Origin of the sequence: Novosphingobium sp. MBES04, assembly GCF_000813185.1 — a bacterium.
Classification (GTDB): Bacteria; Pseudomonadota; Alphaproteobacteria; order Sphingomonadales; family Sphingomonadaceae; genus Novosphingobium; species Novosphingobium decolorationis.
In genome coordinates this window covers 73,849-98,168 of sequence record NZ_DF850488.1, presented here as the reverse complement: position 1 = coordinate 98,168, position 24,320 = coordinate 73,849, and the positions used below count along the sequence as shown (strand labels likewise).

Here is a 24,320-nt window from a genome sequence, read left to right as displayed (position 1 = left end):
AATGGCACGGACGGTGAGCAAAGCGATGCTGGGGGCTGGGTTCCTGGCCCTGGCTGGTGTCGCGATGGCGAATGCGGGCGCGCAGAAGGCCCCCTCGGGCGCGGCCGAGAAGCTCACCTATCACGTTTCGCCCGGACGCGAGGGCTGGACCGACCGCGAACCGGCTCTCGATCCCCAGAGCGTCACGGCAGCCGACTTTGGCCAGGTCTGGCAGTCGCCGCAGCTTGATGGTTTTGGCGAAAAGCCCGCGCGCCTCTTTGCCTCGCCACTCTACATCGGCGATCTGGATTTCACCGAGGGCGCGTTTGCCGGAAAGCGCCTCGCGCTCGCCTACGCAGTCACGAGCACGGGCTATGCCTATGCCATCCACGCCGGGAGCCAGGCGGACGTTGAGGCCGGAGCCATCCTGTGGAAGCGCCGTCTGACAGAGAGTCCATGCCAGGATGGCCAGATGGGCAACCTAGCCACCCCTGTCATCGATAGGGAGGCCGGGCGCCTCTACGTGACCAGCTGCCGTGGCGACTGGATATGGGACATCCACGCGCTCGATCTGCGTACCGGCGAGGAACTGCCCGGCTGGCCGCTGGAGGTCAGCGCGCAAACAGTGACCGATGATGTAAACCGCAATGGCACCTCGCATTTCGTGGCAGGGCAGATCTATTTTCAGCGCGGCGCGCTGGCGCTGAGCGCGGACGCAAGCAAGCTCTACGTCGCTTTCGGGCCGGATATGCAGGGATTCCTCGTCTCGGTAGATACGGCGCGCGAAAGCGGCGGCCGCGTGCAACCGGCGATTTCCAGTGCCTTCTCCTCGATGCCGAGTGAAACGATGGAGCAGGGCGGAATGTGGGGTGCCTCGGGACCGGCCATCGACCCGGAAGGGCGCATCTACATCGCCTCGGGGGCGAGCGTGCTCAACGCGCTCAACAAGGGCGGCATTGCCGGGGTCTACCCGGACGTCGAGCACGCCTGGGGCCAGTCGATCCTCCAGTTCCGTGATACGGCGGACAAGGGGCTGGTCCTTGCCGGAACCTTCTCGCCCTTCAACTACTGCCAGACGGCGGCCTCGGACATCGACATCGCCAGCAGTGGGGCGGTGGCCTTCGATCTGGAGCCCGGGCGTGCAACTTCGCACCGCCTGCTGGGGCTGGGCGCGGCCAAACAGGGGCTCGCCTTCCTTCTTGATCGCGACCATATGCCGGGGGGCACCACGCGCCGTCCGGCCTGCAGCGAGGACCCGGCCTCCGATCCTTCGCTGCTGGCGCCCGAAGACCAGCCCGCATTCGGATCGCGCGGGCCCACGCTGATCTTCGGCCCCTATTCGGACAGCATCGGCATGGGCAATTCGGCCAAGAGCCGCAGTGTTCTTGCCCACTTTCGCACTGCGCAAGGGGCGCATTATCTCTACTACGCCGGAAGCGCCAAGGAGGGGGCGGACTTTGGCACCAACGTACCGCCCAGCCTCGTGCGCGCCCGCGTTGTGGCCGAGGGGGGCAAGGCGCCGTTCCTGCGTGTCGATGCCAGCGAGATGACGGTGACCTTGCAGAACCCGGGCGCGCCCATCGTTTCGAGCTACGAGGGCAGGGGCGGCGTGGTCTGGGTGCTCGACACCAATGTCCCGCGCAGCGTCGACATCTACCAGCCCGATGCGCCCGGGGCCCGGCTTCACGCCTTCGATGCCTCGACACTGACGCCTCTGTGGAACAGTGGCAACGCGCTCTACACCTCGGGCAAGTACAACGAACCGGCCGTGGTCGATGGCATGGTGATCGTGGGGACCGACCGATTGCAGGCCTTCGGCCGGCGCACGGCCACGACACCCCGGTTCGCCGACGCCCCGGTGCGCGAGGTCAAGGCGGGATCGGATGCCAGCGTGGGCAAGGCCGTCTACGGCGCGCGCTGTGCAAGCTGCCACAGCGCGGCGAGTTCGGGCGCGCCTCAGTCAAGACGCTGGCGAGCTATCCGCTGGAGCGCATCGTCACGGCCATGACCACGGGCAAGATGCAGGAAATGGCCTCGGGCCTCAGTCGTGACCACATCCGCGCCGTCGCCGAGCATGTCCGCCGTCAGGGGGAAGAGCGCTAGGCCCGAACCGCTGCGTCAGGCTCGGCGCCGATAGAGCCAGTTTGCGGGCAGGCCGAGGCGCAGGCAGGCCTGTGCCGGGGGAGCCTTGCGCAAGGGGACCCTCTCGAACAGGGCGCCGAGCGCGCGGATCACCCGGCGCTCCCAACCGGCCAGTCGGAAGTGCCTGTCGGTGAGGCCCAATTGCCGCTGCGTCCATTCCGGCAGCGTCGCGATCGCGGCGCGGATCATCATGCGCTGGAACGGACGCAAGGGCGTGGGCACGGCGGGCGTGCGCTCCATGATCGAGAGGAATTCAAAGACGATCGAATGGGCGACGATCCGGGGACGCATGTCCTCGAAGCAGGCCTTCTGCGCGGTGAGGCTGAGCGGGGCGCCGGTCGCCCCGAACAGCCCTGCAATGGGCTTGCTCTCGGCGTAGAAGCGGTCACGCTGCGCGTCGCTGAGCGGGCGGCACCATTTCGCATAGGCCTCCATGAAGCCATAGCCGACGGTGGCCTGGACCCAGTCGAGCAGGACCGGGTCGTTGGCGTGGTAGGGCTCCCCGTCGGGCGTGGTGCCGCGCACCTTCTCGTGCATGCGCACGACCCCGCCGATCAGCTTGCTGGCGACCTCGCGCGGCGCATAGACGCTGACATGAGTGGCAAGCCCGGTGCGGCGAAGGCGCGTGATTGGGTCCTTGGGGAAGATCGAATGGCCCCAGACCCCTTCGCGCACCCTGGGCTCGCCCAGTTCCAGGAGGACCGCCGTGATCCCCCCGATGAACAGCGAGACCGGGTTCTTGTAGACCTGCCAGGCCACTGAGTCCGGTTCGTACCAGGCCGGTGCCCCCGCCGGCTTGGCAAAGTCGATGGCCGGACGGGACACGGGCTTCGCGCCGGGGGGCGCATCGGCAGTGGAAGCGGAAGCTGTCTGCGTGAGGGCCATCTGTGTCTCCTTCAGAAGCCGTAGGACAGGGTAAGGCCATACGTGCGCGGCATGCCTGCGAAGCGCACGTTGAGGTTCTGGTTGTCGACCACGCTGGTCCAGTAATAGGTGTTGGTAAGGTTGCGCGCCCAGAGCGAGAGCCCCCAGTTTCCGTCCGCGCTCTGCACGCCGATGCTGCCGTTCAGCAGGAAATAGTCCTTGATCGCGAAGAGCGGATCCTCGCCGAAGTCGGAATGGGTTTTCGACTGGTAGCTGGCGTTGAGGCTGGCGCGGAAATCGAAGTTGGTCGACACCGGCACGACCACGAGCGCGGTTCCGCTGGTCGAGAACTTGGGCGCAAAGGAAAAGTTCGCCCCGCTGAAGTCGGTCGGGATCCCGGCCGCGTTGGCGCCGGTGTAATTCTTGACCTTGGTGTCGAGGTAGGTCGCGTTCCAGGTCAGGGTCAGTTCGTTGATCGGCTGGAGCACGATCTCGCCGTCGATGCCCCAGGTGCGCGACTTGGGAATGTTCACCAGCCTCTGCAGCGCGCCGAAGGTGGGATCGGGCACGTAGGAGCTGAACTGCTTGTCGGTGTAGTCGTAGTAGAAGCCCGTCACATTGACCTGCGCGCGGTGGCCCCAGAAGCCCAGGCGTGCGCCGATCTCGTAAGCGGTGAGTTTCTCCTGCGTCGCCGGCGTGAACTGCACCGCACGGTTGGCCGGGACGATGGGGATGTTGCCCGACTTGATCCCGCGCGCGACCGAGGCGAAGAGCAGGGTGTCGGCATTGGGCTCGTACTGCAGCGCAAGGCGGCCGGAGAAATTGCTCTCGTTGAGACGTGAATAGACCTCGTGGTCGGTGTTGGTGGCCGGATCGTAGGTCGTGCAGCCGTTCTTGACGACCTCGGGGGCGATGACTCCATAGGTCTGGAAGATGATCGCGCGCGCGGCCGTGTTGACGATGGGCAGGTAGTTGCCGTTGACGTCGATGGAACACCCGTTGAGCTCGGTCTTGTCGATCCCCACGCGCATGCCCCCCGACATCGTGAGCTGCGAGGTCAGTTCGACTTCGCCGTTCATGAAGGCGCTCATCGTCTCTGCCTTCGAGCGCGCGCCGCCTCCGCCGGCCCGGAACGCATTGGCGACGTCCGCAGGCGTGTAGCCCGAGGTGTTGAAGATCGCATTGGCCACAGGGTCGGCCATGAGCCCAAGCGTGGCGAGGCGCAGGTAGCGCACCGAGGAGTTCTCCCCGATCAGGAAGACCGTGCTCTCGTGCATCTTGTCGTGCGCGTAGTACCCGCCGAGGGTGATGTCGAAGCCATCCCCGTCGATCTCGGCGCGAAACTCCTGCTGGAACGACTTGATCCCGGCGTCGTAGCGCGTGGCAATGATCTCGTAGGGGGCGCCCGAAAAATCGACCACGTCATTTCGCGAGAAGTCGTTGTAGCCCGAGATCGAGATGAAGCTGAGGCGGTCGTTGGGGCTCCAGGTCAGCCGCAGCTGGGCCGAGATGAAGTCGCTGTCGGCCCGGGGCGCACCGATGCCCGGCGCAAGGCCCAACGTCTGCGAAAGCTGCTGGTTGGTGTTGAACCCGGCCTGGCTGGCCTTCGTGGGCTGGTAGGTGTCGAGGTAGTCGAGCAGGCCCGGCACGTTGGCATCGCCCGGCCCGAACGAAGGGGCAGCCAGCGAAAGCCGGTTGGTGAGGTTGAGGCTGATCGCCTGACCGGCCTGCGTGTCCGAACGGTCGCGCCAGCCCGAGACGGAAAGAAAGGCCGAGAAGTCGTCCCCCGGCTCGATGAGCAGCGAGGCGCGGCCCGCCAGGCGGTCCTTCTCGCCAAGGCGATCTCTACGCAGCTGGTCCACCTGCCAGCCCTTGTCGCTGTTCTCCCAGCGACCTGAAACGCGCAGCGCCGCGATATCGCCGAGCGGCAGGTTGAGCATGCCCTCCAGATTGTAGGTCTGGTAGTTGCCGAACTCGGCCTGAACGCGGCCCGAGGTCGTGCCCAGGAGCGGCTTGGCGGTGATGAAGTCGATCAGGCCCGCGGTCGTGTTGCGTCCATACAGCGTGCCTTGGGGGCCCTTGAGCACCTCGACGCGTTCGAGGTCGAAGATCGGACCTCCGGCCATCGAGGGGTAGGGGTAGGCGAGTTCGTCCTGGTAGATGCCGACTGTCGAGGTCGCGGTGATATTGACCGTGTTGAAGCCGATGCCGCGCAGGGTGAAGATGGGGACGCCCGAATAGGCCGGTGCAACGCTCAGGCCCGGGACCGCCGTCGCCAGCGAAGTGACGTCGTCGATGCGCAGGTCTTCCAGCGTGTCCTGCCCTAGCGCCTGCACAGCCAGCGGGACCTCGTAGATGCTCTCGCTTTTGCGCTGGGCGGTGACGATGATTTCCGGCATGCTGGGCTCGGCCCTTGTCGGTCGTGCGGCTTCGTCCTGAGCCTGGGCGGCCTGAAGGGGCAGGAAGGCGGCTCCGATCGCCATCCACGCCGTGCTGCTGGCCAGTGCTGTTCTGCGCATCTCTCGTTCCCCTCTCCTGCCACCCCTTTTTTGGGCTTGGCCTTATTTTGTTTACTTGCATAATTACATTCTGTACTCCGAAGTGGAAGCTATCGGATCTGATAGGGGTATGGCGGGTAACAGCGAACTGGCACAACTGGCGCTTCAATTGCGCGAGGAAGGGCGCTCCCTCGGGCTGCCGCTCGTCGCAACTTGTGCCGATATCAGTTCGGCGCGGCCCACGCTGGACGAGCACGGCGAACCGGTTGCGCGCCTGTTCGATTTCACCCGCCCCGCGGCCGGATACTGGAAGAAGGGCGATCTGGCGCTGCGCAACGCCATGGTGGCGCTGATCCGCAACCTGGGGGAGCCCTTCTACTACATGGACGGTGCCGTGGGCAGCTGGCGCCCGGTCAAGGTGACGCCCCGTCTTGAAGAACTGGGGCGCAGTGTGAACTACGCCGTGCGCAGCGCGATCATCGCGCCGGTACGTCTGCCGCGCAGCACGCTGGGCGCGGTGGTCTGGGCGAGCGACGGGGAAGGGGTGGATGTGCGCCCCGTGTTCGAGGCGCATGCCCTTCATCTCCACGGGCTGGCCGCGCGCTTCATCTCGGCCTGCGACACCCTCGCGCATGGCGCGCCCGAGATCGACCTGTGCGCGCTCACCCGGCGCGAGGTGCAGTGCCTCAAGCTGGTGGCGGCGGGGAAGACCGACAGTGAAATTGCAACCATCCTCGGTCTCGCGACGCCCACCGTGCGGTTTCACATGAAGAAGGCCAGCGCGAAGCTGGAAGAGACCGGTCGGCTGCGTACGGCGCAGCGGGCCATTGAACTGGGCTACGTGTCCACGCGGCTATGACGCGAGGTAGCCCTGTCCGACATCGGCCTGCAGGGGCAGGCGCAAGGGAGGTATGAGTGGCAGTTGGTGAAGCAGGTGCGAGGAAGCGCTCGCCCGGACGGCGCAAGAAGGGCGCGAAGGCCTCGACGGCAGACATGTTGCTCGATGCCACGAGCAGCCTCATGGTCGAGCGCAATTCAGCCGACGTGACCTTTGCCGACATCGCCGAACATTCGGGGCTCAACGCGGCGCTGATCCGCTACCATTTCGGCAGCAAGGCGGGCCTATTCATGGCGCTGCTCGAACGCGATGCGGGCGGGACGTTCGGCAACCTGGAGGCGCTGGTGAGCGCGGACATGCCCGCCGACCAGAAGCTGCGCCACCATGTCTTTGGCGTCATCAAGACCTATTGGCGCTATCCTTACATGAACCGGCTCGTGGCCGCGCTCTCGCTCGAAAGCGATTCGGAGGCTGCGCGGTTCATTGCCGAGCGCTTTACCCTGACCCTGGCCGATGCGCAGCGCCGCATTCTCGAACAGGGCGAGCGCGAGGGGCTGTTCCGTCCGATCGACCCGATGATGTTCTATTTCTCGGTGATCGGCTCGTGCGACCACCTGTTCAATGCGCGCCATTCGCTCAAGTTCGCCTTTGGTGTCGAGGATATCGATGACGACCTGCGCTGCCGCTACAGCGAGCATGTCGCTGGTATCCTTCTGGAAAGCGTGATGGTCTGACATCGGCCTTGCATGACGTTTTTTTAATTGAGTAATTAATTTCATGGAGAGTCGATAGAAAAGAACGTCCAAAACGATAACGGGACAGGGGAACGACGATGGGAGACGTCCGAACTCACCGAGGCGGTGTACCTGCCGGAAAGGCGCAGGCCATCGACTTCGAGCGCATGCCGCGGCTGGGAGATATCCTATTTCGCGCAAGGCCGCCCCGACAAAGCGGCCATGCGCTTCGGCGCGCGGATGACGTCCTGGCGCGCGCTGGACCGACGCGCGAGCGAGGTTGCCCATGCGCTGTCCGCCGAGGGCGTGAACCCCGGGGACAGGGTGGCCTTCATCGGCAAGGGCAGCGACCGCTTCTTCGAGCTCCTGTTCGGAGCCGCGCGCCTTGGCGCTGTCCTGGTGCCGCTGCAGTGGCGTCTGGCCGTTCCCGAAGCCGAAGCGATCCTGGCGCATTGCGCGCCGCGGCTGCTGTTCCTCGAGGCGGACCAGTTTTCCCATCTCGACAGCTTCGCAGCCTATGGTGGGCCAGGCGGCTGCATCGCGATGGCACCAGGCAGTTCGTGCCGCCTGTTCGACGACTGGCGCAGGCAAGCACGACCCACAGGCGCCTTGCCCGAGGTGGATCCGGCGAGCGCGGCGCTCCAGCTCTACACCTCGGGCACGACCGGCGAGCCCAAGGGCGTGGTGCTCAGCCATGCCAATATCCTCTCCGGGCGGCGCGATGCGATGCGCGTGGGCATGCGCTGGAACGAATGGGATGAGGGGGACGTCAACCTTGTCGCGCTGCCGCTTGGCCACATCGGCGGGGTGGGCTGGGCAATCGTCGGCTTCTTCAATGGCGCGACGACCCTCATCCACGCCGAGTTCGTCCCCGATGCCTTCCTCGCGGCGCTGGCCGGGGAGGGAGTGAGCAAGACCTTCCTCGTGCCGACCGCGATCCAGATCCTGTTGACCCGTCCCGGCATCCGCGAGCGGACTTTCCCGCAGCTGCGTACGATGCTGTACGGCGCCAGTCCCATCGCACTCGATCTTCTGCGCGAGGCGACCGAGGTCTTTGCCTGCGAGTTCGTGCAGCAATATGGCATGACCGAGACCTGCGGGACCGTGGTCTACTTGCCGCCCGAGGACCATGACCGGCCGGGAACGAGCGTATGCGCGCGGCGGGCCTGCCGATGCCGGGCGTGGAACTGCGCATCGTCGATCCCTCCACGCGCAGCGCGCTCGGCGTGCGCGAGGTGGGCGAAGTGGAAACCCGCTCGGTCGCCAACATGCTGGGATACTGGCATGCGGCGGACAAGACGGCGCAGGTCCTCGACGGCGAGGGCTGGCTCAAGACCGGCGATGCGGGCTATCTCGACGAGGACGGCTATCTCTATATCTGCGACCGCTTCAAGGACATGATCTGTACCGGGGCCGAGAACGTCTATCCGGCCGAGGTCGAGAACGCGATCTACGGCCACCCGGCGATTGCCGAAGTCGCCGTCATCGGCGTTCCCGACGCGCGGTGGGGCGAGGCGGTCAAGGCGGTGGTGGTGCTGAAGCCGGGGGCAGAGGCGCAGGAAGCCGACGTTCTTGCCTTCGCGCGCACGCGGATCGGTGGGCACAAGGTTCCCAAATCGGTCGACTTCGTGGACAGCCTGCCGCGCACGCCTTCGGGCAAGGTCATGCGCCGCAAGCTGCGCGATCCTTACTGGGAAGGGCGCGAACGCGGCGTCAACTGACGCGGCGTTCGCGCCGTTTACCCACTTCAGCGCGGCGGCATGCGGATAGCGCCATCGAGCCGCACGGCCGCCGCGTTGAAGTAGGTCGTCTCCACCATGCACAGCGCGAGCGCGGCGAATTCAGCCGGATCGCCCAGGCGCCGGGGGAAGGGGACCGAGGCTGCGAGCGCGTCCAGAACCTGGGCGGGCGCAGCATTCATCAGTGGCGTATCGAACAGGCCGGGCAGGATCGTGTTGACGCGGATGCCTTCGCCCATGAGGTCGCGGGCAATCGGCAGGGTCATGCCCACGATCCCCGCCTTCGAGGCCGAATAGGCGGCCTGGCCGACCTGGCCATCCTCGGCGGCGACCGAGGCGGTGGTGATGATCACCCCGCGCTCACCTTCCTCCAGCGGATCGAGCGTGAGCATTCCCGAGGCGCTCATGGCGATGCAGGCAAAGGTGCCGACGAGGTTGATCGCGAGGGTCTTCTGGAAGACGTCGAGCGGGAAATGGCTGATCGACCCGTCCGTGCGCGAGCGGGAGGCGGTCTTGAAGGCGCTTCCCGTGCCCGCGCAGGTGATGAGGATCCGTTCCTGCCCGTGGGCGGTCCGCGCGGCGGCGAAGCCTGCGGCGATCTCGTCCTCGCGGGTCACGTCGACCCGGCAGAAGGTGCCGCCAAGTTCGCGGGCCAGCGCCTCGCCCTTGTCGTCCTGGAGGTCGAAGATGGCCACTTTCACGCCGCGAGCGGCGAGGGCCCGCGCGCTCGCTTCGCCAAGGCCCGAAGCGCCGCCGGTGATGACCGCGCTGGTTGACGTATCGATCTTCATGGGGATCTCCTCTTCAGAGGCGCTCGATGATGGTGACATTGGCAATGCCACCGCCCTCGCACATGGTCTGGAGGCCATAGCGCTTGCCATGGGTGCCCAGTGCGTGGACGAGCGTTGCCATGAGCTTCGTCCCGCTCGCCCCAAGGGGGTGGCCAAGCGCGATTGCCCCGCCATGGACATTGAGCTTTGCCGGATCGGCGCCGGTATGGCGCAGCCAGGCGAGCGGGACCGAGGCGAAGGCCTCGTTCACCTCAAAAAGGTCGATGTCCGCAAGTGTGAGCCCGGCCCTTTCGAGTGCGCGGTCGGTTGCAAACAGCGGCTCCTCGAGCATGATCACCGGGTCGCCGGCGGTGACCGTCAGGCTGTGGATGCGCGCAAGCGGGGTAAGGCCGAAGGTCTTGAGCGCGCGCTCCGAGACGATAAGCGCGGCCGAGGCGCCATCGCAGATCTGGCTGGCGTTGGCCGCGCTGATGACCCCGTCGGGGGCGAGCAGCTTGACCGATTGGATCGATTCCAGCGTGGCATCGAAGCGGATGCCTTCGTCATGCTGGTGGAGGTCGGGACCTTCGGGGGTGTCGATGGGAAGGGGCACGATCTCGGCCTCGAAGTGCCCGGCCTTGGTGGCGGCACTGGCCTTGCGGTGGCTTTCGAGCGCGAAGGCATCGAGGTCGTCCCTGGAGAACCCGTGCTTGCGGGCCATCGCTTCCGCGCCGCTGAACTGGCTGAAGACGATGCCGGGGTAGCGCTCCTCCTGGCGGAGCGACTTGGGAATGCCCAGGCCCGCTTGGGCAAAGAGCGACATCGTCGCGCCCATGGGGACGCGGGTCATCGATTCGACCCCAGCGGCGATGACCACGTCCTGCGTACCCGAAAGCACGGCCTGCGCGGCGAAGTGCAAGGCCTGCTGGCTGCTGCCGCACTGGCGGTCGATGGTGACGGCGGGCACTGTTTCGGGCAGCGCGGAGGCCAGCACCGCGTTGCGTCCGACATGCATGGACTGCTCTCCCCCTTGCGTCACGCAGCCCATGATGACGTCCTCGATCCCCTGAGGGTCCATGCCGGTTCGTGCGACCAGCGCATCGAGCGTGGCTCCGGCCATGTCGGCGGGATGCCAATCGGCGAGCTTTCCTTTGCGGCGTCCTCCGGCGGTGCGTACCGCGTCGACGATATAGGCGGTTTCGGCAGGCATTGTTCCCCTCTCCCGGATAGTCTTGGCCGGTCTCATTCCGACGCGGCGACATCGTACCATCGAATTTAATTAATTGAACAATGAATTTTGTGGAGGTAGCGTTGGCGGCAGACGCGATGGGAGGCGTTCCGGCCCTTTCCCTGGCCTGCCAGGGGGCACACGGAGTGGCCGCACTGACATGAGGAGAGGAGTGCCATGGCACGCACGGCAATGGCTTACGAGCAGATCGATCTTGCGGTTCACGCCCGGGTGGCGACGATCACCTTGAACCGCCCGGACAAACTCAACGCCTACACGATCCGAATGATGGAGGAGCTGATCCACGCCTTCGACCGGGTCGACCGCGATGACGAGATCGGCGCGGTGATCGTCACCGGCTCGGGCGAGCGCGCTTTCTGTGCGGGGGCGGACCTGGAAATGGGTACCAAGGCGTTCGAAGGGGCGGGCAGTGCCGATTCGCCGGTCCGCGCGGACCGTTCGATCGACTATGCCTGTGAGGCCGCGCGTGACTACGGCGGACGGCTGACGCTGCGCATGTTCGAATGCCTGAAGCCCGTGATCGGCGCGGTGAACGGCGCGGCCGTCGGGATCGGGGCGACAATGCTTCTGCCCATGGACGTGCGCCTCGCCTGCGAGGAGGCGCGTATCGGCTTCGTCTTTGCACGCCGGGGAATCGTGCCCGAGGCGGCCTCGTCCTGGTTTCTGCCGCGCATTGTCGGGATTTCGGCGGCGCTTGACTGGACGATGAGCGGGCGCCTGGTCCCGGCAGATGAAGCCCTGGCGGCCGGGCTGCTGAGCGAAGTCGTCCCGCGCGAAAACCTGCTGGAGCGCGCGCAGGCGCGCGCGCGATCCTATATCGAGGCGAGTGCGCCGGTCTCGGTGGCACTCACGCGGCAGATGATGTGGCGGGGACTGGGGATGGCGCACCCGATGGAGGCGCACCGCGTCGACAGCCGCGGGGTTCTTGCCCGGGGGCGCAGCGGCGATGCCCACGAGGGTGTCGGGGCCTTTCTGGAAAAGCGCCCCGCGCGGTTCCCGGATCGGGTGTCGCGGGACATGCCCGACTTCTTCCCTTGGTGGGAGGATCCGCGCTACACCTGAGCAGGTCATCGGCCGCTCAGAGTGCGCGGCCGATCACTTCCTTCATGATCTCGCTTGTACCCCCGTAGATGCGCGAGACCCGCGCGTCGCGCCAGAGGCGGGCGATCGCGTACTCGTTCATGTAGCCTGCCCCGCCATGGAGTTGCAGCGCACGGTCGCACACGCGGTTCTGGAGTTCGGAGTGGAAGAGCTTGGCCGCGGCGGCTTCCTCCACGGTCAGTTCGCCTGCCACGTGCCGGGCAATCGCCCAGTCGAGATGGGCCCAGCCCACCTGTAGCTCGCTCGCCATTTCGGCAAGGGCAAAGCGGGTGGCCTGAAAATCGAGGATGGCCTTGCCGAAGGCCTTGCGCTCACGGGTGAAGGAAAGTGCCTCGTCGAAGGCGCGCTGGGCGCTCGCTTGCGCGCCCACGGCAATGGTCAGGCGCTCCTGGGGAAGTTGCTGGACAAGGTAGGCAAAGCCGCGCCCTTCCTGGCCGATGACATTGCTGGCCGGAACCCGCACGCCCTCGAAGAACAGTTCGGATGTGTCGGCGGAATGCTGTCCGATCTTATCGAGATTGCGCCCGCGCGCAAACCCGGCCCGGTCCGCCTCGACCAGCAGCAGCGAGAGGCCCTTGGCGCCGAGCGTGGGGTCGGTCTTGGCGACCACGATCACAAGGTCGGCGTGCTGGCCGTTGGTGATGTAGGTCTTGGCGCCGTCGACAATGAATTCCTCGCCCTCGCGCCGGGCACTGGTGCGGATCGCCTGAAGGTCCGAGCCCGTGCTCGGCTCGGTCATGGCGATGGCGACCACCGCATCCCCCGAGATCATCCGGGGAAGCCATGTCGCCTTCTGCTCGGGCGAGCCATAGTGGGCGATGTAGTCCGCCGTGACGTCCGATTGCAGCACGATTCCGGCCGAGGAGCCTGCGTAGGCCAGCTCTTCCCCGATCACGGCATTGGCCCGGAAGTCGAGGCCAAGTCCGCCGTGCTCTTCGGGAATGCCCGGGCACAGCAGGCCCGCCTCGCCGCACTGCGTCCAGAAGGCGCGGTCGATGATGCCCTGTTCCTCCCACCGGTCGAGGTGGGGAAGAAGGTGGCTGGCGAAGAACTTGCGGACCTGATCGCGCAGGAGCTCGTGTTCGCTCTCGAAGATCGTGCGGCGGCTGGTGTCGAGCCGGGGTGCCTCTGCCATCTTGCCGATCTCCCTCAGGCCGCTTCGGGCCAGGTGTGGAGCGTGGCGTCTGCCTCGGCCAGACGGCGCAGAAGCGGGGCGGGTGTCTCGCCGATGGCCTCAAGCCCTGCGATGACGTTCCCGAGCCCCAAGGTGTCGGCCCAGAACACCGGTCCGCCGGTGGCAGGCGGCCAGCCGTAGCCCATGACCAGAGCCACATCGATGTCCGAGGCGCGCAGCGCGATGCCTTCCTCCAGGACGCGCGCGCCCTCGTTGACGACCGGCAGCAGCAGGCGCTCTATGAGCTCTTCGTCCGAGAACGGGCGCGGCGGCGTTTCGGCGCGGGACTGGAATTCGCGCACGAGCGCTTCGGTGACAGGCGAGGGGGTGGGGCGGCGCATCTCGTCATAGTCGTAGAACCCGGCCTGGCGTTTCTGGCCCCAGCGGCCGGTCTCGCACAGCACCTGCGTGACCGTGGAGGAGGTGCTGGTCGCCGGATCCCACCCGATCACGTCGAGCCCGACCAGGTCGAGCATGGCGAAAGGTCCCATCGCGAAGCCGTAATCGACAATGGCCTGATCGACCTCCCAGGGAAGCGGCCCTTCCAGGATCAGCGCCTGCGCGGCGTCCATGCGCGGCGTCATCATGCGATTTGCGATAAAGCCATCGCAAACACCCGAAAGTACGGGGATCTTGGCAATCGTGCGGGCGAGGCCCATCGCAGTTGCGACGACGTCGGGGCTCGTCGCCGAGGCGCGCACCACCTCCAGGAGGCGCATGACATTGGCGGGGGAGAAGAAGTGGAGGCCGATGACGTCACCGGGCCGCGAGGTCGCCGCGGCAATCGCGTTGATATCCAGAAAGCTGGTGTTGGTGGCAAGGATGGCGCCGGGCCGGGCAATGCCATCGAGCCGGGCGAAGATCTCCTGCTTGAGCGCGAGCTTCTCGAAAACCGCTTCGATGACGAGGTCGGCCTCGCCAAGATCGGCCATGTTGAGGGTGGACTGCAGCCGCTCCATGCAGGCGTCGAGCTTCGCTTGTGTGAGCTTGCCCTTCTTGAGCGATATCTCGTAGGTGCGCCGGATCGCGGCGACGCCCCGTTCGAGCGCGGCCTCATCCTGTTCGACCAGCGTGACAGGTATTCCAGCGCTGAGGAAGTTCATGGCGATGCCGCGTCCCATGGTGCCTGCGCCGATTACCCCGACCTGCGCAATCGGCCGTCTGGGCGTGTCGGCGGGGAGGTCGGGCACCCGCGCGGTCTGGCGCTCGGCGAAGAACAGGTAGCGCAGCGCGGCGGACTGGCGGCTGGTGAAAAGCTCCTGGAAGAGTTCGGCCTCGCGGCGCATGCCGGCCTCGAAGGGAAGTGTGACCGCCGCTTCTACAGCGCGCACGATGTTCTCCGGCGCCTGGTAGCCTTTGAAGGCGCGGGCGTTGTCGGCCCGGAAGCGGGCGAAGAGTTCGGCATCGTGCGGGAGCGACAGGCCTTCGCTGCGTTCGCGCACGGGGACTGGCGGTGGGCCGCTTTGCGCTGCGTTCTCGGCAAAGGCGATGGCGCCTTCGAGCAGGTCCCCCTCGATGATGGCGTCGATCAGGCCGATTTCGTGGGCCCGGGAGGCAATGACCGGCTTTCCAAAGACCATCATCTCCAGGGCCGTCTGCGCTCCCACGATGCGTGGAAGGCGCTGCGTGCCGCCTGCGCCCGGAAGCAGCCCGAGAGCGACCTCGGGCAGACCGACCTTCGCCGACGGCGTGGCAACGCGGGTGTGGCAGCACAGCGCCGTCTCGAGCCCACCGCCCAGCGCGGTGCCGTGGATCGCGGCCACGGTCGGCTTGGGACAGGCGTCGATCTGGGCGAGGACTTCGAGAAGGTCCGGTGCGTCGGGGTCGGGGGCATCGAACTCGCGGATGTCCGCGCCCGCAATGAAGGTGCGTCCGGCGCAGGCCAGCACAACGGCGTGCGCCTCTGGATCGGCCGCCGCTCTGGCAAAGGCCGCCATCAGTCCTTGCCGCACAGCACTGCCCAGGGCGTTCACCGGTGGCGAGTCGAGCGTGATGAGGGCAACGGTGCCGACACACGCGTACGTGGTGACATCGTTGATGGTTTGTGCGCTCTCGCGCACGGCGTCCAAGGTCTCACCGCTTGCCATCCTGCAACTCCCTCTTGAATTAATTGGTTGAATAAATAACAGTGGCGCGAGATTTGACAAGAGCCGATGGGAGGGCACTGGGCATGTTGCAGACACGCTTCACACGGGAATTCGGCATCGCGCATCCGATCGTGCAGGGTGGCATGATGTGGGTGGGAGTGGCCGAACTCGTTGCCGCCGTTGCCAATTCCGGGGCTCTGGGGTTCCTGACGGCGCTCACCCAGCCTACGCCCGAGGCTCTCGCGAAAGAGATTGCGCGGACGCGTTCGATGACCGACAGGCCCTTCGGCGTGAACCTCACGATCCTGCCCTCGATCACGCCGCCGCCTTATGCCGAGTACCGCGCGGCAATCATCGAGTCGGGCGTGCGCATCGTCGAGACCGCGGGCTACCGGCCCGAGGAGCACGTCGCGCATTTCAAGGCCAACGGGGTCAAGGTGATCCACAAGTGCACCGCGGTGCGACATGCGTTGTCCGCCGAACGCATGGGTGTGGATGCTGTCTCCATTGATGGCTTCGAATGCGCCGGGCATCCGGGGGAGGACGATATTCCGGGCCTGATCCTGATCCCGGCGGCCGCCGACCGGCTTTCGGTGCCGATCCTGGCCAGCGGGGGCTTTGGCGATGGGCGTGGGCTTGTCGCGGCCCTGGCGCTCGGTGCGGACGGGATCAACATGGGCACGCGCTTTTGCGCGACGCGCGAGGCGCCGATCCATGACAATTTCAAGCGGGCGCTTGTCGCCAACGACGAGCGTGCGACCAAGCTCATCTTCCGCAGCTACCGCAATACGGCCCGGGTCGCGCGCAATGCGATTTCGCAGGAGGTCGTGGAGGCAGAAGGCCAGGGCCGTCCCTTCGAGGACATCGCGCACCTGGTGAAGGGCGCGCGCGGACGCGAGGGGTTGGAGAGCGGGGACCTTGACCGGGGCATCTGGACCGCGGGGCTCGTTCAGGGGCTCATTAACGACGTGCCGAGCGTGGCCGAACTGGTGCAGCGTATCGTGGCCGACGCCGAGGATCTGATCGGGCAGCGCCTCGCCGCGATGGTCCAGAGCGAGCCTACACCCGTTGCGGGAGTGTCCTGAGCATGAACCTGGAATGGAGCGCAGACGAAGAGGCTTTCCGCGAGGAGGTGCGCAGCTTTCTGGCTGAAAATCTGGACGAGGACCTGATCGCCGCGGGGCGCCTGGCAACGAGCGTCTACCCCGATCACGACGCCAGTATGCGCTGGCAGAAGATCCTGAATGCAAAGGGTTGGGCAGCGCCGCACTGGCCGGTCGAGCACGGCGGGCAGGACTGGAGCGCGGCGCAGCGCTACATCTTCGAGAGCGAGCGCATCGCGGCCGGAGCCCCGTCGCTCTCGCCCATGGGCATCCACATGGTCGCCCACGTTCTGGTTCGGTTCGGGACGCAGGCGCAGAAAGCCTGGTTCCTGCCCCGCATCCTCTCGGGCGAGGTCTTCTTCTGCCAGGGGTACAGCGAGCCGGGAGCAGGCTCGGACCTCGCCTCGCTGCAGATGGCCGCACGGGCCGACGGGGATGTCTTTGTGCTCAATGGATCGAAGACTGGACGACTCATGCGCTCGAGGCCAACTGGATGTTCGCGCTCGTGCGCACCGCGCGCGAGGATCGTCCGCAGAAGGGGATCACCTTCCTCCTGCTGGAGATGGACAGTCCCGGCATCGAGGTGCACCCCATGCTCATGGCTTCGGGCGAGGAAGTGCAGTCGCAGGTCTTCTTCTCCGATGTGCGCGTTCCGGCCGACCAGGTGCTGGGCACGGTCGGGGAGGGGTGGTCGGTGGCCAAGTACCTTCTCGAATTCGAGCGTGGGGGAAGCGCCTATGCGCCCGATCTGGAGGCTCGTGCCGCCCAGCTTGCGCGGTTTGCAGCCAGGGAGGCGGGAGACGACGGGCGCGCCTTGATCGAAGATCCTCACTTCGCCGGGCGTCTTGCGGCCTTGCGCGCGCGCATACGGGTACTGGGCACGATGGAACTGCGCCTGCTGTCAGGCGCGCAAGAGGGGGCAAGCGTGGGGGCGTTATCCTCGATGATGAAGGTGCTGGGAACCGAGACCGCGCAGGCGCTCACGCAGTTGACGCTCGAGGCCGCGGGGCCCCGGGCGCTGGCCTATCAGCCCCATGCCGTGCGCCCGGGCGGGCCGACGCCGATCCATGAGGTGCCGGAGGACGGCTACGTGGGAGGCGAAACATGGCAGGCGCTGGCGCCGCTGCGCTATTTCAACGAGCGCGCGGCCTCGATCTACGCCGGGTCCAACGAGATCCAGCGCAACATCCTCGCGCGGGCCGTGGTCGGCTTGTAAGCGAGGAGGGGCGTTGGCCTAGGCGGCGGCCTAAGCGGCGGCCTTCAAGGTCCGGGCGTAGGCCGACACCGCGTGGTCGTGCGAGCCCAGCTGCTGGACGAGAGCCGTGGCGCGGCGAAAGTAGTGGCTGACAGCCAGTTCGTCGGTCAGGCCCATCGCACCGTGAAGCTGCACCGCGTTCTCACCGACGAAGCGCAGTGCCTCGTGGGTCACGATCGTCGCGGCCTCGATCGCGGCGCGGCGCTCTACGGGAGGCGCGGTCAGGCTCAGCGTGGCAAGATGGCTTGCCGATTGCGCCATTTCCACCTGCATCAGCATGTCGACTAGGCGGTGTTGCAGCGCCTGGAAGCGGGCGAGGGGCTGGCCGAACTGGTGGCGCTGGCGGGTATACGCCACGGTGTCCTCGTACATGCGGCGCACGATCCCGGCTCCCTGTGCGAGAAGACCGGCGCGCAGGTCCCCGTCCGCGAGATACAGGGCCGGAGCCGCCGCGTCGGGGGCGCCGAGAAGGGCTGTGTTCGGCACCAGGACTCCTGCAAGGGAGACATCGCACGCGGCGCGGTCGTCGATCATCCGCAGAGGCCGCAAGCCCAAGCCAGGCGTGTCGATGGAAATGCAGAAGAGTGATATCCCGGCTGCATCGCGCACGGCGCCCGACGTGCGCGCGGTGACGAGAAGGTGGGACGCATCCTGCGCGCCAATGGCGAGCGCCTTGCCTCCGTCGAGGCGCCAGCCCTGGTTATCGGGCCTGGCGGTCGTGGCAACATGGTGCAGGCCGTTGCGGGCCTGCGGTTCCCAGTGCGCGAGCGCCGGGCGCGCCTGTCCGGAAACGAGGTCTGCAAGAAGCTGGAGGCTGGCAGGTGTGGCGATGGCTTCGAGCAGGCGGCCGCACAGGATCACGGTTTCGCTCCAGGGGGCGCAGACGAGCGCTTCGCCCAGGGCCTCCTGCACGATCATCGCCTCGACGGGGCCTCCGCCAAAGCCCCCGACCTCTTCGGCAAAGGGGGCGCCCATGAGGCCCATTTGGGCAAGTCCGTCCCACAGCGGGCGGGCGCGCAGGGGATCGCGCAGGGCGTGGCCGCGCGCTTCGAAATCGTGCTGGTCCTGGAGGTAGCGCCGCAGCGTGTCCTTCAGGATGGACTGTTCCTCTGTCAGCTCGAAATCCATGTCGCTTCCTTCCTGTCGTATTGACAGTGCGCACCCTGCAGATGATTATTTAATCAAGCAAGTAATATTGTCGGGGCGGCAGGAGGGGAGAGTTGTGATGGCATCCGAACGCGGCATGGAAGGACGTACGTTTCTGGTCACGGGCGCCTCCTCCGGGCTCGGCGCGCATGTCGCGCGCATGGCCGCGCGGCGCGGGGCGAAGGTCGCGCTGCTGGCCCGGCGTAAGGAAGCGCTTGCGCGCGTGGTGGCCGAAATTGGTGAGAAGGGAGGCGTCGCCCTGGCGGTGGCCGGAGACGTCGCGCGCGAAGAGGATCTCATCGCGGCCTTCGATCGGATCGAGGCGCACTTCGGCTCTGTCAACTCGGTGCTCGTCAACGCGGGGATGAACCGGAGCGGAAAGGTGCTGGACCTGGGCGTCGAGGACTTCGATGCCGTCTTCGCGGTCAATGTGCGCGGGGCTTTCCTGACGGCGCGTGAGGCCGCCCGGCGCATGGTCGCGGCGGGCTGCGCGCAGGATGGCCGGATCGTCCTGGTCTCCTCCATCACCGCGCAGACGCAGGGGAGCGGTCTTGTCGCCTACAGCGCCTCGAAGGCGGCGGTGAGCCACCTCGGGCGGTTGCTGGCCAACGAATGGGTGCGCACCGGCCCCAACGTGAACGTGATCTCGCCGGGCTACTTCGCCTCGGAACTGGCCGGAGACTGGTTCGAGACCGAGGCGGGCCAGCGGCAGGTGACAGCGATGCCGCGCCGACGCCTGATGGACGAGGACGCTCTCGATACGACATTGCTCCACCTGCTCTCGGCCGAGAGCCGCTGCATCACCGGCGCCGACATCCGCATCGACGACGGCCAGACGCTGTGAGAAGTCAGGTCTGGATCACCTTGTTGGTGGGGGCGGTAAGGCCCTTGTAGGTGAAGTTGCGGAGGCGCACCGAGCCTTCGCCCGCCGCGTAGATGCCGATGCGTAGCGCGAGGAAGCCACCAAAGACATTGTGGTGCATGCCCGAGACTTCCATGCGCGTACCGTGGCGCTGCCAGTTCGCCCCGTCGTCGGTGGAATAGTGCCAGGTGATCACGTTCTCGACGTTGGTCAGGCGAAGCCGCAGCGTGCGCGTGGACAGGGGAATGGCCGCCCATTCCAACTCCTGCGAATACTCGAAGAGCTTGAGGGCTTCAGCGGTGAAGCCCAGGCCTGCGAAGGCCTTGTCGTTGTAGAACAGGATGAGGCCCGCCTCGGCGGCCGGATCGAGGAGGTCGAGCGAGATTTCGGCCTCGTAGCTGCGGTCCGGGACGGTGCAGGTGAGCGGGCTGGAATCGGCAGGCGACGACCCGCGCGCCGCGATCTCGAGGCTGGAGCCGCGATAGGCGGCGCGCTTCCCGTCCTCGGTCTTGGGGGCGTGGAAGGACCACTGCGTGCCCATGCGGTCCAAGGCGAAGTCATCCGAAAGTGCCGGGGCCGAAGCCGAACGCGTGCCACCGGCAGGGATCGGGAGTGGGAGCGAGAGATCGCCGCCAATCGCCTCGAACCAGCCATCCTGCGTCCAGCGGATAGGCTCAAGCAGGGTCTGGCGGCCCAGCGTGTACATCGCGTTCTCGTAGCCGTGGTAGACCATCCACCAGTCGCCCGAGGGGCCTTCGACGAGCGTGGCGTGGCCGCGCGACCACCACGGTTCGTTGACGCTGGTAGTGCGCACGATGGGGTTGTGCGGGCAGTGCTCCCAGGGGCCATGGACCGAGCGCGAGCGCGCGGTGATGACCATGTGGCCGGTTACGGGGCCCGCCGTACCGCCCACGGCGGTGACGATGTAGAACCACTCGCCCCGGCGCAGCAGCTTGGGGCCTTCGGGGGCGAAGTTCTCGGTGATCCAATCCTCGGGGAAGCGCCAGGGATCGTAGGCGGGCTCGACCTCGCCGTCGGTGGCGAGACCATCGTCAGTGAGGCGCACCTTGCGGATGCCGTTGACGAACAGATAGCGCTTGCCGTCCTCGCCCACGATGTGGCCAGGATCAATGCAGCCGGGGATCTGGAGGTCGACCGGCTCGCTCCACGGCCCTTCGATCTTGTCCGCCCAGATCGCGTAGATGCCCCAGGGCTTTCCTGCGGGCGCGGCGGGAATGTAGATGTAGTAGCGCCCGTCGTGCTTGCAGATGTCGACCGCCCAGACGGTGCCGATGTTGGTGTGGAGCGCCGGGCCGACAGGCGCCCAGTTGACGAGGTCGGTCGAGCGCCAGATGACGAGCCCGGGATAGGAATCGAAGGAGGAGAACGTCATGTAGTAGACGTCCCCGTCCTTCAGGATCGAGGGATCGGGGTGATCGCCCGCTACGATGGGGTTGCGGAAGTAGCCGTTGCCAAGATCGGCCTTGCGCTGGCCGTTCACGCCCGTGCTCCAGCCTTCGGGCATCTGCGCGAGGCTCTTTGCCGCGAGCGGCACGGCGGAGGCGGCCACGGCGCTGGCGGCGGTGCCCTTGAACAGACTGCGGCGGGAAAGGGTCACGAGAGGGTCTCCGAAAGAGGCAGGCGCACGCGGCGCATCAATTGGTGGCGGGCGCGAGCGTGACGAGGGTCACGTCGTTGCGGCGCATGGGAAGCAAAAGGTCAAGCGTGCCATCCTGCGCCACGCTGACGACGCGGTCGCTCTCGGGCCGGTCGGCGGTTTCGGCCTGCATCTGCGCCATCTGGTCGGCATCGAGGGCCTCGGGCATGCCCATGTCGATGTAGAGCGAGAGCGGGTCGTTGCGGCGATAGCCGGTGCGGTGGACCTGGAGGTGGTAGGTGCCGGGGCGCAGGTGTTCGAAATGCAGCTCGACCGGGCGGCTCTTCGCTGTCGGTACCAGGCGGGTGAAGAAGGGCTTGTTGCTGACCTTCTGTTCGGGCTGCTGCCAGTCCCAGATCACGGCGGACACATTCTGTCCATCGCGCGCAACGAAGCTCTGCGTGTCCGTGACCTCGATGGCGTCGCCGCGAAGGGCGTTCAGGTACTTGTAGGTGAACCAGGCAGGCTTGCGGATGCCGTCCTTGTTCATCAGGCCAAAGCCGCCGTGGAAGGGGGTGGGCGGCGGGCCCGGTTCCTCGAAGAGGTCGGTATAGGCCCAGTAGCTCATGCCCTGAACCGCGCCTTGCGTGCCCTTGAGGCGCGAGAGGATGTAGGGGGCCGAGATGTAGCTGTCGTGCACGAAGTCGCGCGGCGTGTAGCTCGTGCTCCATTCGGTGAAGAAGAGCGGGATTCCCGGAAAGGCGGAGGCCTCGATCTGTTCGCGCACGTTGAGGACATCGGAAATGACCGCGTCGGGCTTGTCCGAAAGCTTGGTGTCCTGCTTGCCCTCTTCGTCGAGGAAGCCGCCTTCCACGCCGTAGCTGTGGGTCGCGACGAAATCGACCGGGAGGCCGTTGGCCTGGGCATAGGACAGGAATTCGGGCACCCAGGCCGCGCCTGCCGTCGCCGGACCACCGACGCGCAGGGCCGGGTCGATCGCCTTGATGGTGCGCGCGGTGTCGGCGTAGAGGCCGAAGTAGGCGTCGCGGTCGGCGTTCTCCCAGAACCCGTCGAGGTTGGGCTCGTTCCACAGTTCGAAATACCAGCGGCGCACTTCGGCCGCGCCGTAGCGGTCACGCAGGTGTGTGACGAAGGCGTGGACCAGATCGTGCCACTTGTCGGGCTGGGGATGCGAGGTGTTGCCCTTCCAGTAGAACAGCTGGAGATCGGAGGTGCGCATCACCGCAGGGGTCCAGCCCAGTTCGACGAAGGGGCGGATGTTCTTGGCCAGCAGCGCATCGTAGAGCCGGTCGATCCCGGTCCAGTCGTAGACGATCTTCCCGTCGACCTCCTTCACCGTGCCCAGCGTATCGTGGAAGATGTCGTGGAAGCGAATGTAGCGAAAGCCCAGTTCGTCCGAGACGGTCTGGAGCTGGGCCTGGCTGTCGGGGCGGATGAGCGTTCCGGGAAAGTCCGAGCCGACCGATTGCGTGGCGAACCGGTTCATTGGTCCTGTCGTCCTGGCTGCGTCTATGCTGATGTGGCGCACGGCGCTGTCGGTCGCGGCGCTGGCCGCCAGCGATGTTCCGCCCAGAACAAGGGCCATGCCCGCTGATATCGCGCTTTTCACTACCCGCTCCCATGTCTTCTTGTCGGGCTACTGTTAGCGCAATCATTTTATGGCGCAAGCCTCTTCCCGCACAGAGTAGGCGCGCAGCGTTGATAGCGTTCTCGTCCGAAGGCCTGGTGCCGCGGGGGCGGGATGTCAGCCTGGCTCGGGCTCCTGGCGGCGCTGGCGCAGGGTGACAAGGCACAGGGCCGCGCCCAGGACCGAAAGTCCGGCCGAAACGATGGCGGCCTGGCGCCACCCGACAAGGATGTCACCGCCCGGCGCATTCGCAATCATCAGCGCGACAAGGGTAAGGCCGGTCGCCGAGCCGAGATAGCGCGCGGTGTTGTTCGCACCGCTGCCGATGGCCGCATCGCGCGGCGGGACGCTGGCGATGGCCTGCTGGCCAAGCGCGGCGTTGAGGTAGCCGTTGGCCGCACCCGCAAGCAGCATCCCGGGGATGAAGCCGATGACCCCGCCCATCTCGTCGGCAAAGCCGGTGGCGAACTGGCCGATCCCGCAAGCCAGAAGCCCGGCGACGATGACGCGGGGCGGGGAGGCGCTTTCGGGCAGGTAGCGCGCGCCCATGGCGGTCACCGAACTGGTTGCGGACCAGGCCATGAGGACCAGCGCGCCGATCACGGGCGAGAGGCCGTAGGCGCGCTCGAGCACGGTGGCGCTCACCGACATCAGGCCCAGCACGCCCGCGCCCGAGAAATAGGCTCCGAGGGTCGCTCCGGTGAAGTCGGGGCGGCGGAACAGGTCGAGATCGAGCATGGGCACGGACCGGCGCTTCTCGATCAGGACGAAGGCGGTGAGAAGGATCAGGCCCAAAGCAATCAGGCCCACGACGAGCGTGCCGGAATTGGCTCCGCGGGCCTGTGTCATCGCCGCGAGCAGGGAGGCGATGCCTCCGCCCAGCGTGACGGTGCCGCCAAGGTCGAGCGGGCGCGGCGTTCCGGCGTGGGATTCGCGCAGGATACGGTGCGCGGCAGCCGCGAGGGTGAGCGAGATAATGCCTTCGACGAGATAGACCACGGCCCAGCCACCCAGGACTTCGAGCGCGGCGGCGAGCAGGGGCCCTGCTGCGACGCCCGCGCCCAGCGCCATCGCCCAGATGCCGGTGGCGTGGCGGCGGCGGGTGGGGTCGGGAAAGCTCTGGGCCAGGAGGCCGAGCCCGGCGGCCATGATCCCTGAACCTCCCATGCCCTGGGCCACGCGCAGGAGGATGAGCGGGATGGGGCCAGTTGCCAGGCCTCCTGCGGCGAGCGTAGCCCCCATGATGGCCAGGCCCGCCACGAACACGCGCTTGCGCCCGTAATCGTCGGCGAGTGCGCCGCCGGGAAGGAGGCCGATGGCGCAGCCCAGCGGCATGGCGCTCAGGATCCAGGCCTGCGCGCCCGCGCCTGCGCCGAGCGCCTCGGAAGTTGCGGCGAGGGTTGTGAGGGGGAGTGTGAAAACGACCAGCACCAGAGCCGTTGCGAGCGAGACGATGGTGAGCGCCTGCGTGGCTTCACGCTGCGCGCCCGCGTCCCGGTGCGCTTCGGGGGAACTGGTGCTGGTCATTCAGGCG

At 66.7% G+C, this 24,320-nt stretch carries 19 protein-coding genes and 1 pseudogene; 10 read left to right on the top strand and 10 right to left on the bottom strand.

Annotated features, from left to right (window positions below; translation table 11 throughout):
• Position 1 precedes the first annotated feature (1 nt).
• Positions 2 to 1,987, top strand: a complete 1,986-nt coding sequence (locus MBENS4_RS00350) for a hypothetical protein (RefSeq protein WP_039387986.1) — start codon at positions 2 to 4, stop codon at positions 1,985 to 1,987.
• 110 nt (positions 1,988 to 2,097) lie between these two features.
• Here MBENS4_RS00350 and MBENS4_RS00345 read toward each other — a convergent pair whose 3' ends face one another.
• Positions 2,098 to 3,006: an oxygenase MpaB family protein gene (locus MBENS4_RS00345; protein ID WP_084591897.1), complete on the bottom strand. Its 909-nt coding sequence runs from the start codon at positions 3,004 to 3,006 to the stop codon at positions 2,098 to 2,100.
• Positions 3,007 to 3,017: 11 nt separating this feature from the next.
• Positions 3,018 to 5,504: a TonB-dependent receptor gene (locus MBENS4_RS00340; RefSeq protein ID WP_039387984.1), complete on the bottom strand. Its 2,487-nt coding sequence runs from the start codon at positions 5,502 to 5,504 to the stop codon at positions 3,018 to 3,020.
• Positions 5,505 to 5,613: 109 nt separating this feature from the next.
• Between MBENS4_RS00340 and MBENS4_RS00335 the strand changes: the two genes are divergently transcribed.
• The 4 genes from MBENS4_RS00335 (at position 5,614) to MBENS4_RS27325 (ending at position 8,776) form a co-directional block, all read left to right on the top strand.
• A complete protein-coding gene (locus tag MBENS4_RS00335; protein ID WP_039387982.1) occupies positions 5,614 to 6,342 on the top strand; it encodes a helix-turn-helix transcriptional regulator in 729 nt (242 codons plus the stop codon).
• Positions 6,343 to 6,398: 56 nt separating this feature from the next.
• Positions 6,399 to 7,055 carry a TetR family transcriptional regulator gene (locus MBENS4_RS00330; protein ID WP_039387981.1) on the top strand — a complete coding sequence of 219 codons (657 nt, stop codon included), beginning with the start codon at positions 6,399 to 6,401 and terminating at the stop codon, positions 7,053 to 7,055.
• Between the two features lie 240 nt (positions 7,056 to 7,295).
• Complete coding sequence (locus MBENS4_RS26260) at positions 7,296 to 8,456, top strand: AMP-binding protein (protein ID WP_340140781.1); 1,161 nt, start codon at positions 7,296 to 7,298, stop codon at positions 8,454 to 8,456.
• Positions 8,453 to 8,776 carry an AMP-binding enzyme gene (locus tag MBENS4_RS27325; RefSeq protein ID WP_340140825.1) on the top strand — a complete coding sequence of 108 codons (324 nt, stop codon included), beginning with the start codon at positions 8,453 to 8,455 and terminating at the stop codon, positions 8,774 to 8,776. The genes MBENS4_RS26260 and MBENS4_RS27325 overlap by 4 nt, the downstream gene beginning before the upstream one ends.
• A 26-nt stretch (positions 8,777 to 8,802) precedes the next feature.
• Here MBENS4_RS27325 and MBENS4_RS00320 read toward each other — a convergent pair whose 3' ends face one another.
• The gene (locus MBENS4_RS00320; RefSeq protein WP_039387978.1) at positions 8,803 to 9,585 is read right to left on the bottom strand and encodes an SDR family NAD(P)-dependent oxidoreductase; all 783 of its coding nucleotides are present in this window, start codon (positions 9,583 to 9,585) and stop codon (positions 8,803 to 8,805) included.
• 13 nt (positions 9,586 to 9,598) lie between these two features.
• Complete coding sequence (locus MBENS4_RS00315) at positions 9,599 to 10,774, bottom strand: acetyl-CoA C-acetyltransferase (protein ID WP_039387977.1); 1,176 nt, start codon at positions 10,772 to 10,774, stop codon at positions 9,599 to 9,601.
• Positions 10,775 to 10,984: 210 nt separating this feature from the next.
• Between MBENS4_RS00315 and MBENS4_RS00310 the strand changes: the two genes are divergently transcribed.
• The gene (locus tag MBENS4_RS00310) at positions 10,985 to 11,875 is read left to right on the top strand and encodes a crotonase/enoyl-CoA hydratase family protein (protein WP_039391457.1); all 891 of its coding nucleotides are present in this window, start codon (positions 10,985 to 10,987) and stop codon (positions 11,873 to 11,875) included.
• 16 nt (positions 11,876 to 11,891) lie between these two features.
• On the opposite strand, the gene MBENS4_RS00305 is transcribed toward MBENS4_RS00310, so the two are convergent.
• Together MBENS4_RS00305 and MBENS4_RS00300 are read right to left on the bottom strand one after the other, a co-directional pair.
• Positions 11,892 to 13,049: an acyl-CoA dehydrogenase family protein gene (locus MBENS4_RS00305; protein WP_039387975.1), complete on the bottom strand. Its 1,158-nt coding sequence runs from the start codon at positions 13,047 to 13,049 to the stop codon at positions 11,892 to 11,894.
• Between the two features lie 14 nt (positions 13,050 to 13,063).
• A complete protein-coding gene (locus tag MBENS4_RS00300; protein ID WP_052321898.1) occupies positions 13,064 to 15,175 on the bottom strand; it encodes a 3-hydroxyacyl-CoA dehydrogenase NAD-binding domain-containing protein in 2,112 nt (703 codons plus the stop codon).
• 83 nt (positions 15,176 to 15,258) lie between these two features.
• On the opposite strand from MBENS4_RS00300, the gene MBENS4_RS00295 reads away from it, so the two are divergent.
• The 3 genes and pseudogenes from MBENS4_RS00295 to MBENS4_RS26245 all read left to right on the top strand — a co-directional run bounded on the left by MBENS4_RS00295 (position 15,259) and on the right by MBENS4_RS26245 (position 17,494).
• Positions 15,259 to 16,260 carry an NAD(P)H-dependent flavin oxidoreductase gene (locus tag MBENS4_RS00295; protein ID WP_039387973.1) on the top strand — a complete coding sequence of 334 codons (1,002 nt, stop codon included), beginning with the start codon at positions 15,259 to 15,261 and terminating at the stop codon, positions 16,258 to 16,260.
• Positions 16,261 to 16,262: 2 nt separating this feature from the next.
• A pseudogene (locus MBENS4_RS26250) lies at positions 16,263 to 16,571 on the top strand (acyl-CoA dehydrogenase family protein); the annotation flags it as partial.
• Positions 16,572 to 16,771: 200 nt separating this feature from the next.
• Positions 16,772 to 17,494: an acyl-CoA dehydrogenase family protein gene (locus MBENS4_RS26245; protein WP_242404717.1), complete on the top strand. Its 723-nt coding sequence runs from the start codon at positions 16,772 to 16,774 to the stop codon at positions 17,492 to 17,494.
• 30 nt (positions 17,495 to 17,524) lie between these two features.
• Here MBENS4_RS26245 and MBENS4_RS00285 read toward each other — a convergent pair whose 3' ends face one another.
• Complete coding sequence (locus tag MBENS4_RS00285) at positions 17,525 to 18,661, bottom strand: acyl-CoA dehydrogenase family protein (protein WP_039387972.1); 1,137 nt, start codon at positions 18,659 to 18,661, stop codon at positions 17,525 to 17,527.
• Positions 18,662 to 18,758: 97 nt separating this feature from the next.
• On the opposite strand from MBENS4_RS00285, the gene MBENS4_RS00280 reads away from it, so the two are divergent.
• Positions 18,759 to 19,523: an SDR family NAD(P)-dependent oxidoreductase gene (locus tag MBENS4_RS00280; protein WP_039387970.1), complete on the top strand. Its 765-nt coding sequence runs from the start codon at positions 18,759 to 18,761 to the stop codon at positions 19,521 to 19,523.
• Between the two features lie 4 nt (positions 19,524 to 19,527).
• Here the strand turns inward: MBENS4_RS00280 and MBENS4_RS00275 are convergent, their stop codons facing one another.
• The 3 genes from MBENS4_RS00275 to MBENS4_RS00265 all read right to left on the bottom strand — a co-directional run bounded on the left by MBENS4_RS00275 (position 19,528) and on the right by MBENS4_RS00265 (position 24,313).
• Positions 19,528 to 21,159 carry a family 43 glycosylhydrolase gene (locus tag MBENS4_RS00275; RefSeq protein ID WP_039387968.1) on the bottom strand — a complete coding sequence of 544 codons (1,632 nt, stop codon included), beginning with the start codon at positions 21,157 to 21,159 and terminating at the stop codon, positions 19,528 to 19,530.
• 37 nt (positions 21,160 to 21,196) lie between these two features.
• Entirely contained in the window at positions 21,197 to 22,768 is a 1,572-nt protein-coding gene (locus tag MBENS4_RS00270) for a GH39 family glycosyl hydrolase (protein WP_340140780.1), read from the bottom strand.
• 135 nt (positions 22,769 to 22,903) lie between these two features.
• Positions 22,904 to 24,313: an MFS transporter gene (locus MBENS4_RS00265; RefSeq protein WP_039387963.1), complete on the bottom strand. Its 1,410-nt coding sequence runs from the start codon at positions 24,311 to 24,313 to the stop codon at positions 22,904 to 22,906.
• Positions 24,314 to 24,320: the final 7 nt, after the last annotated feature.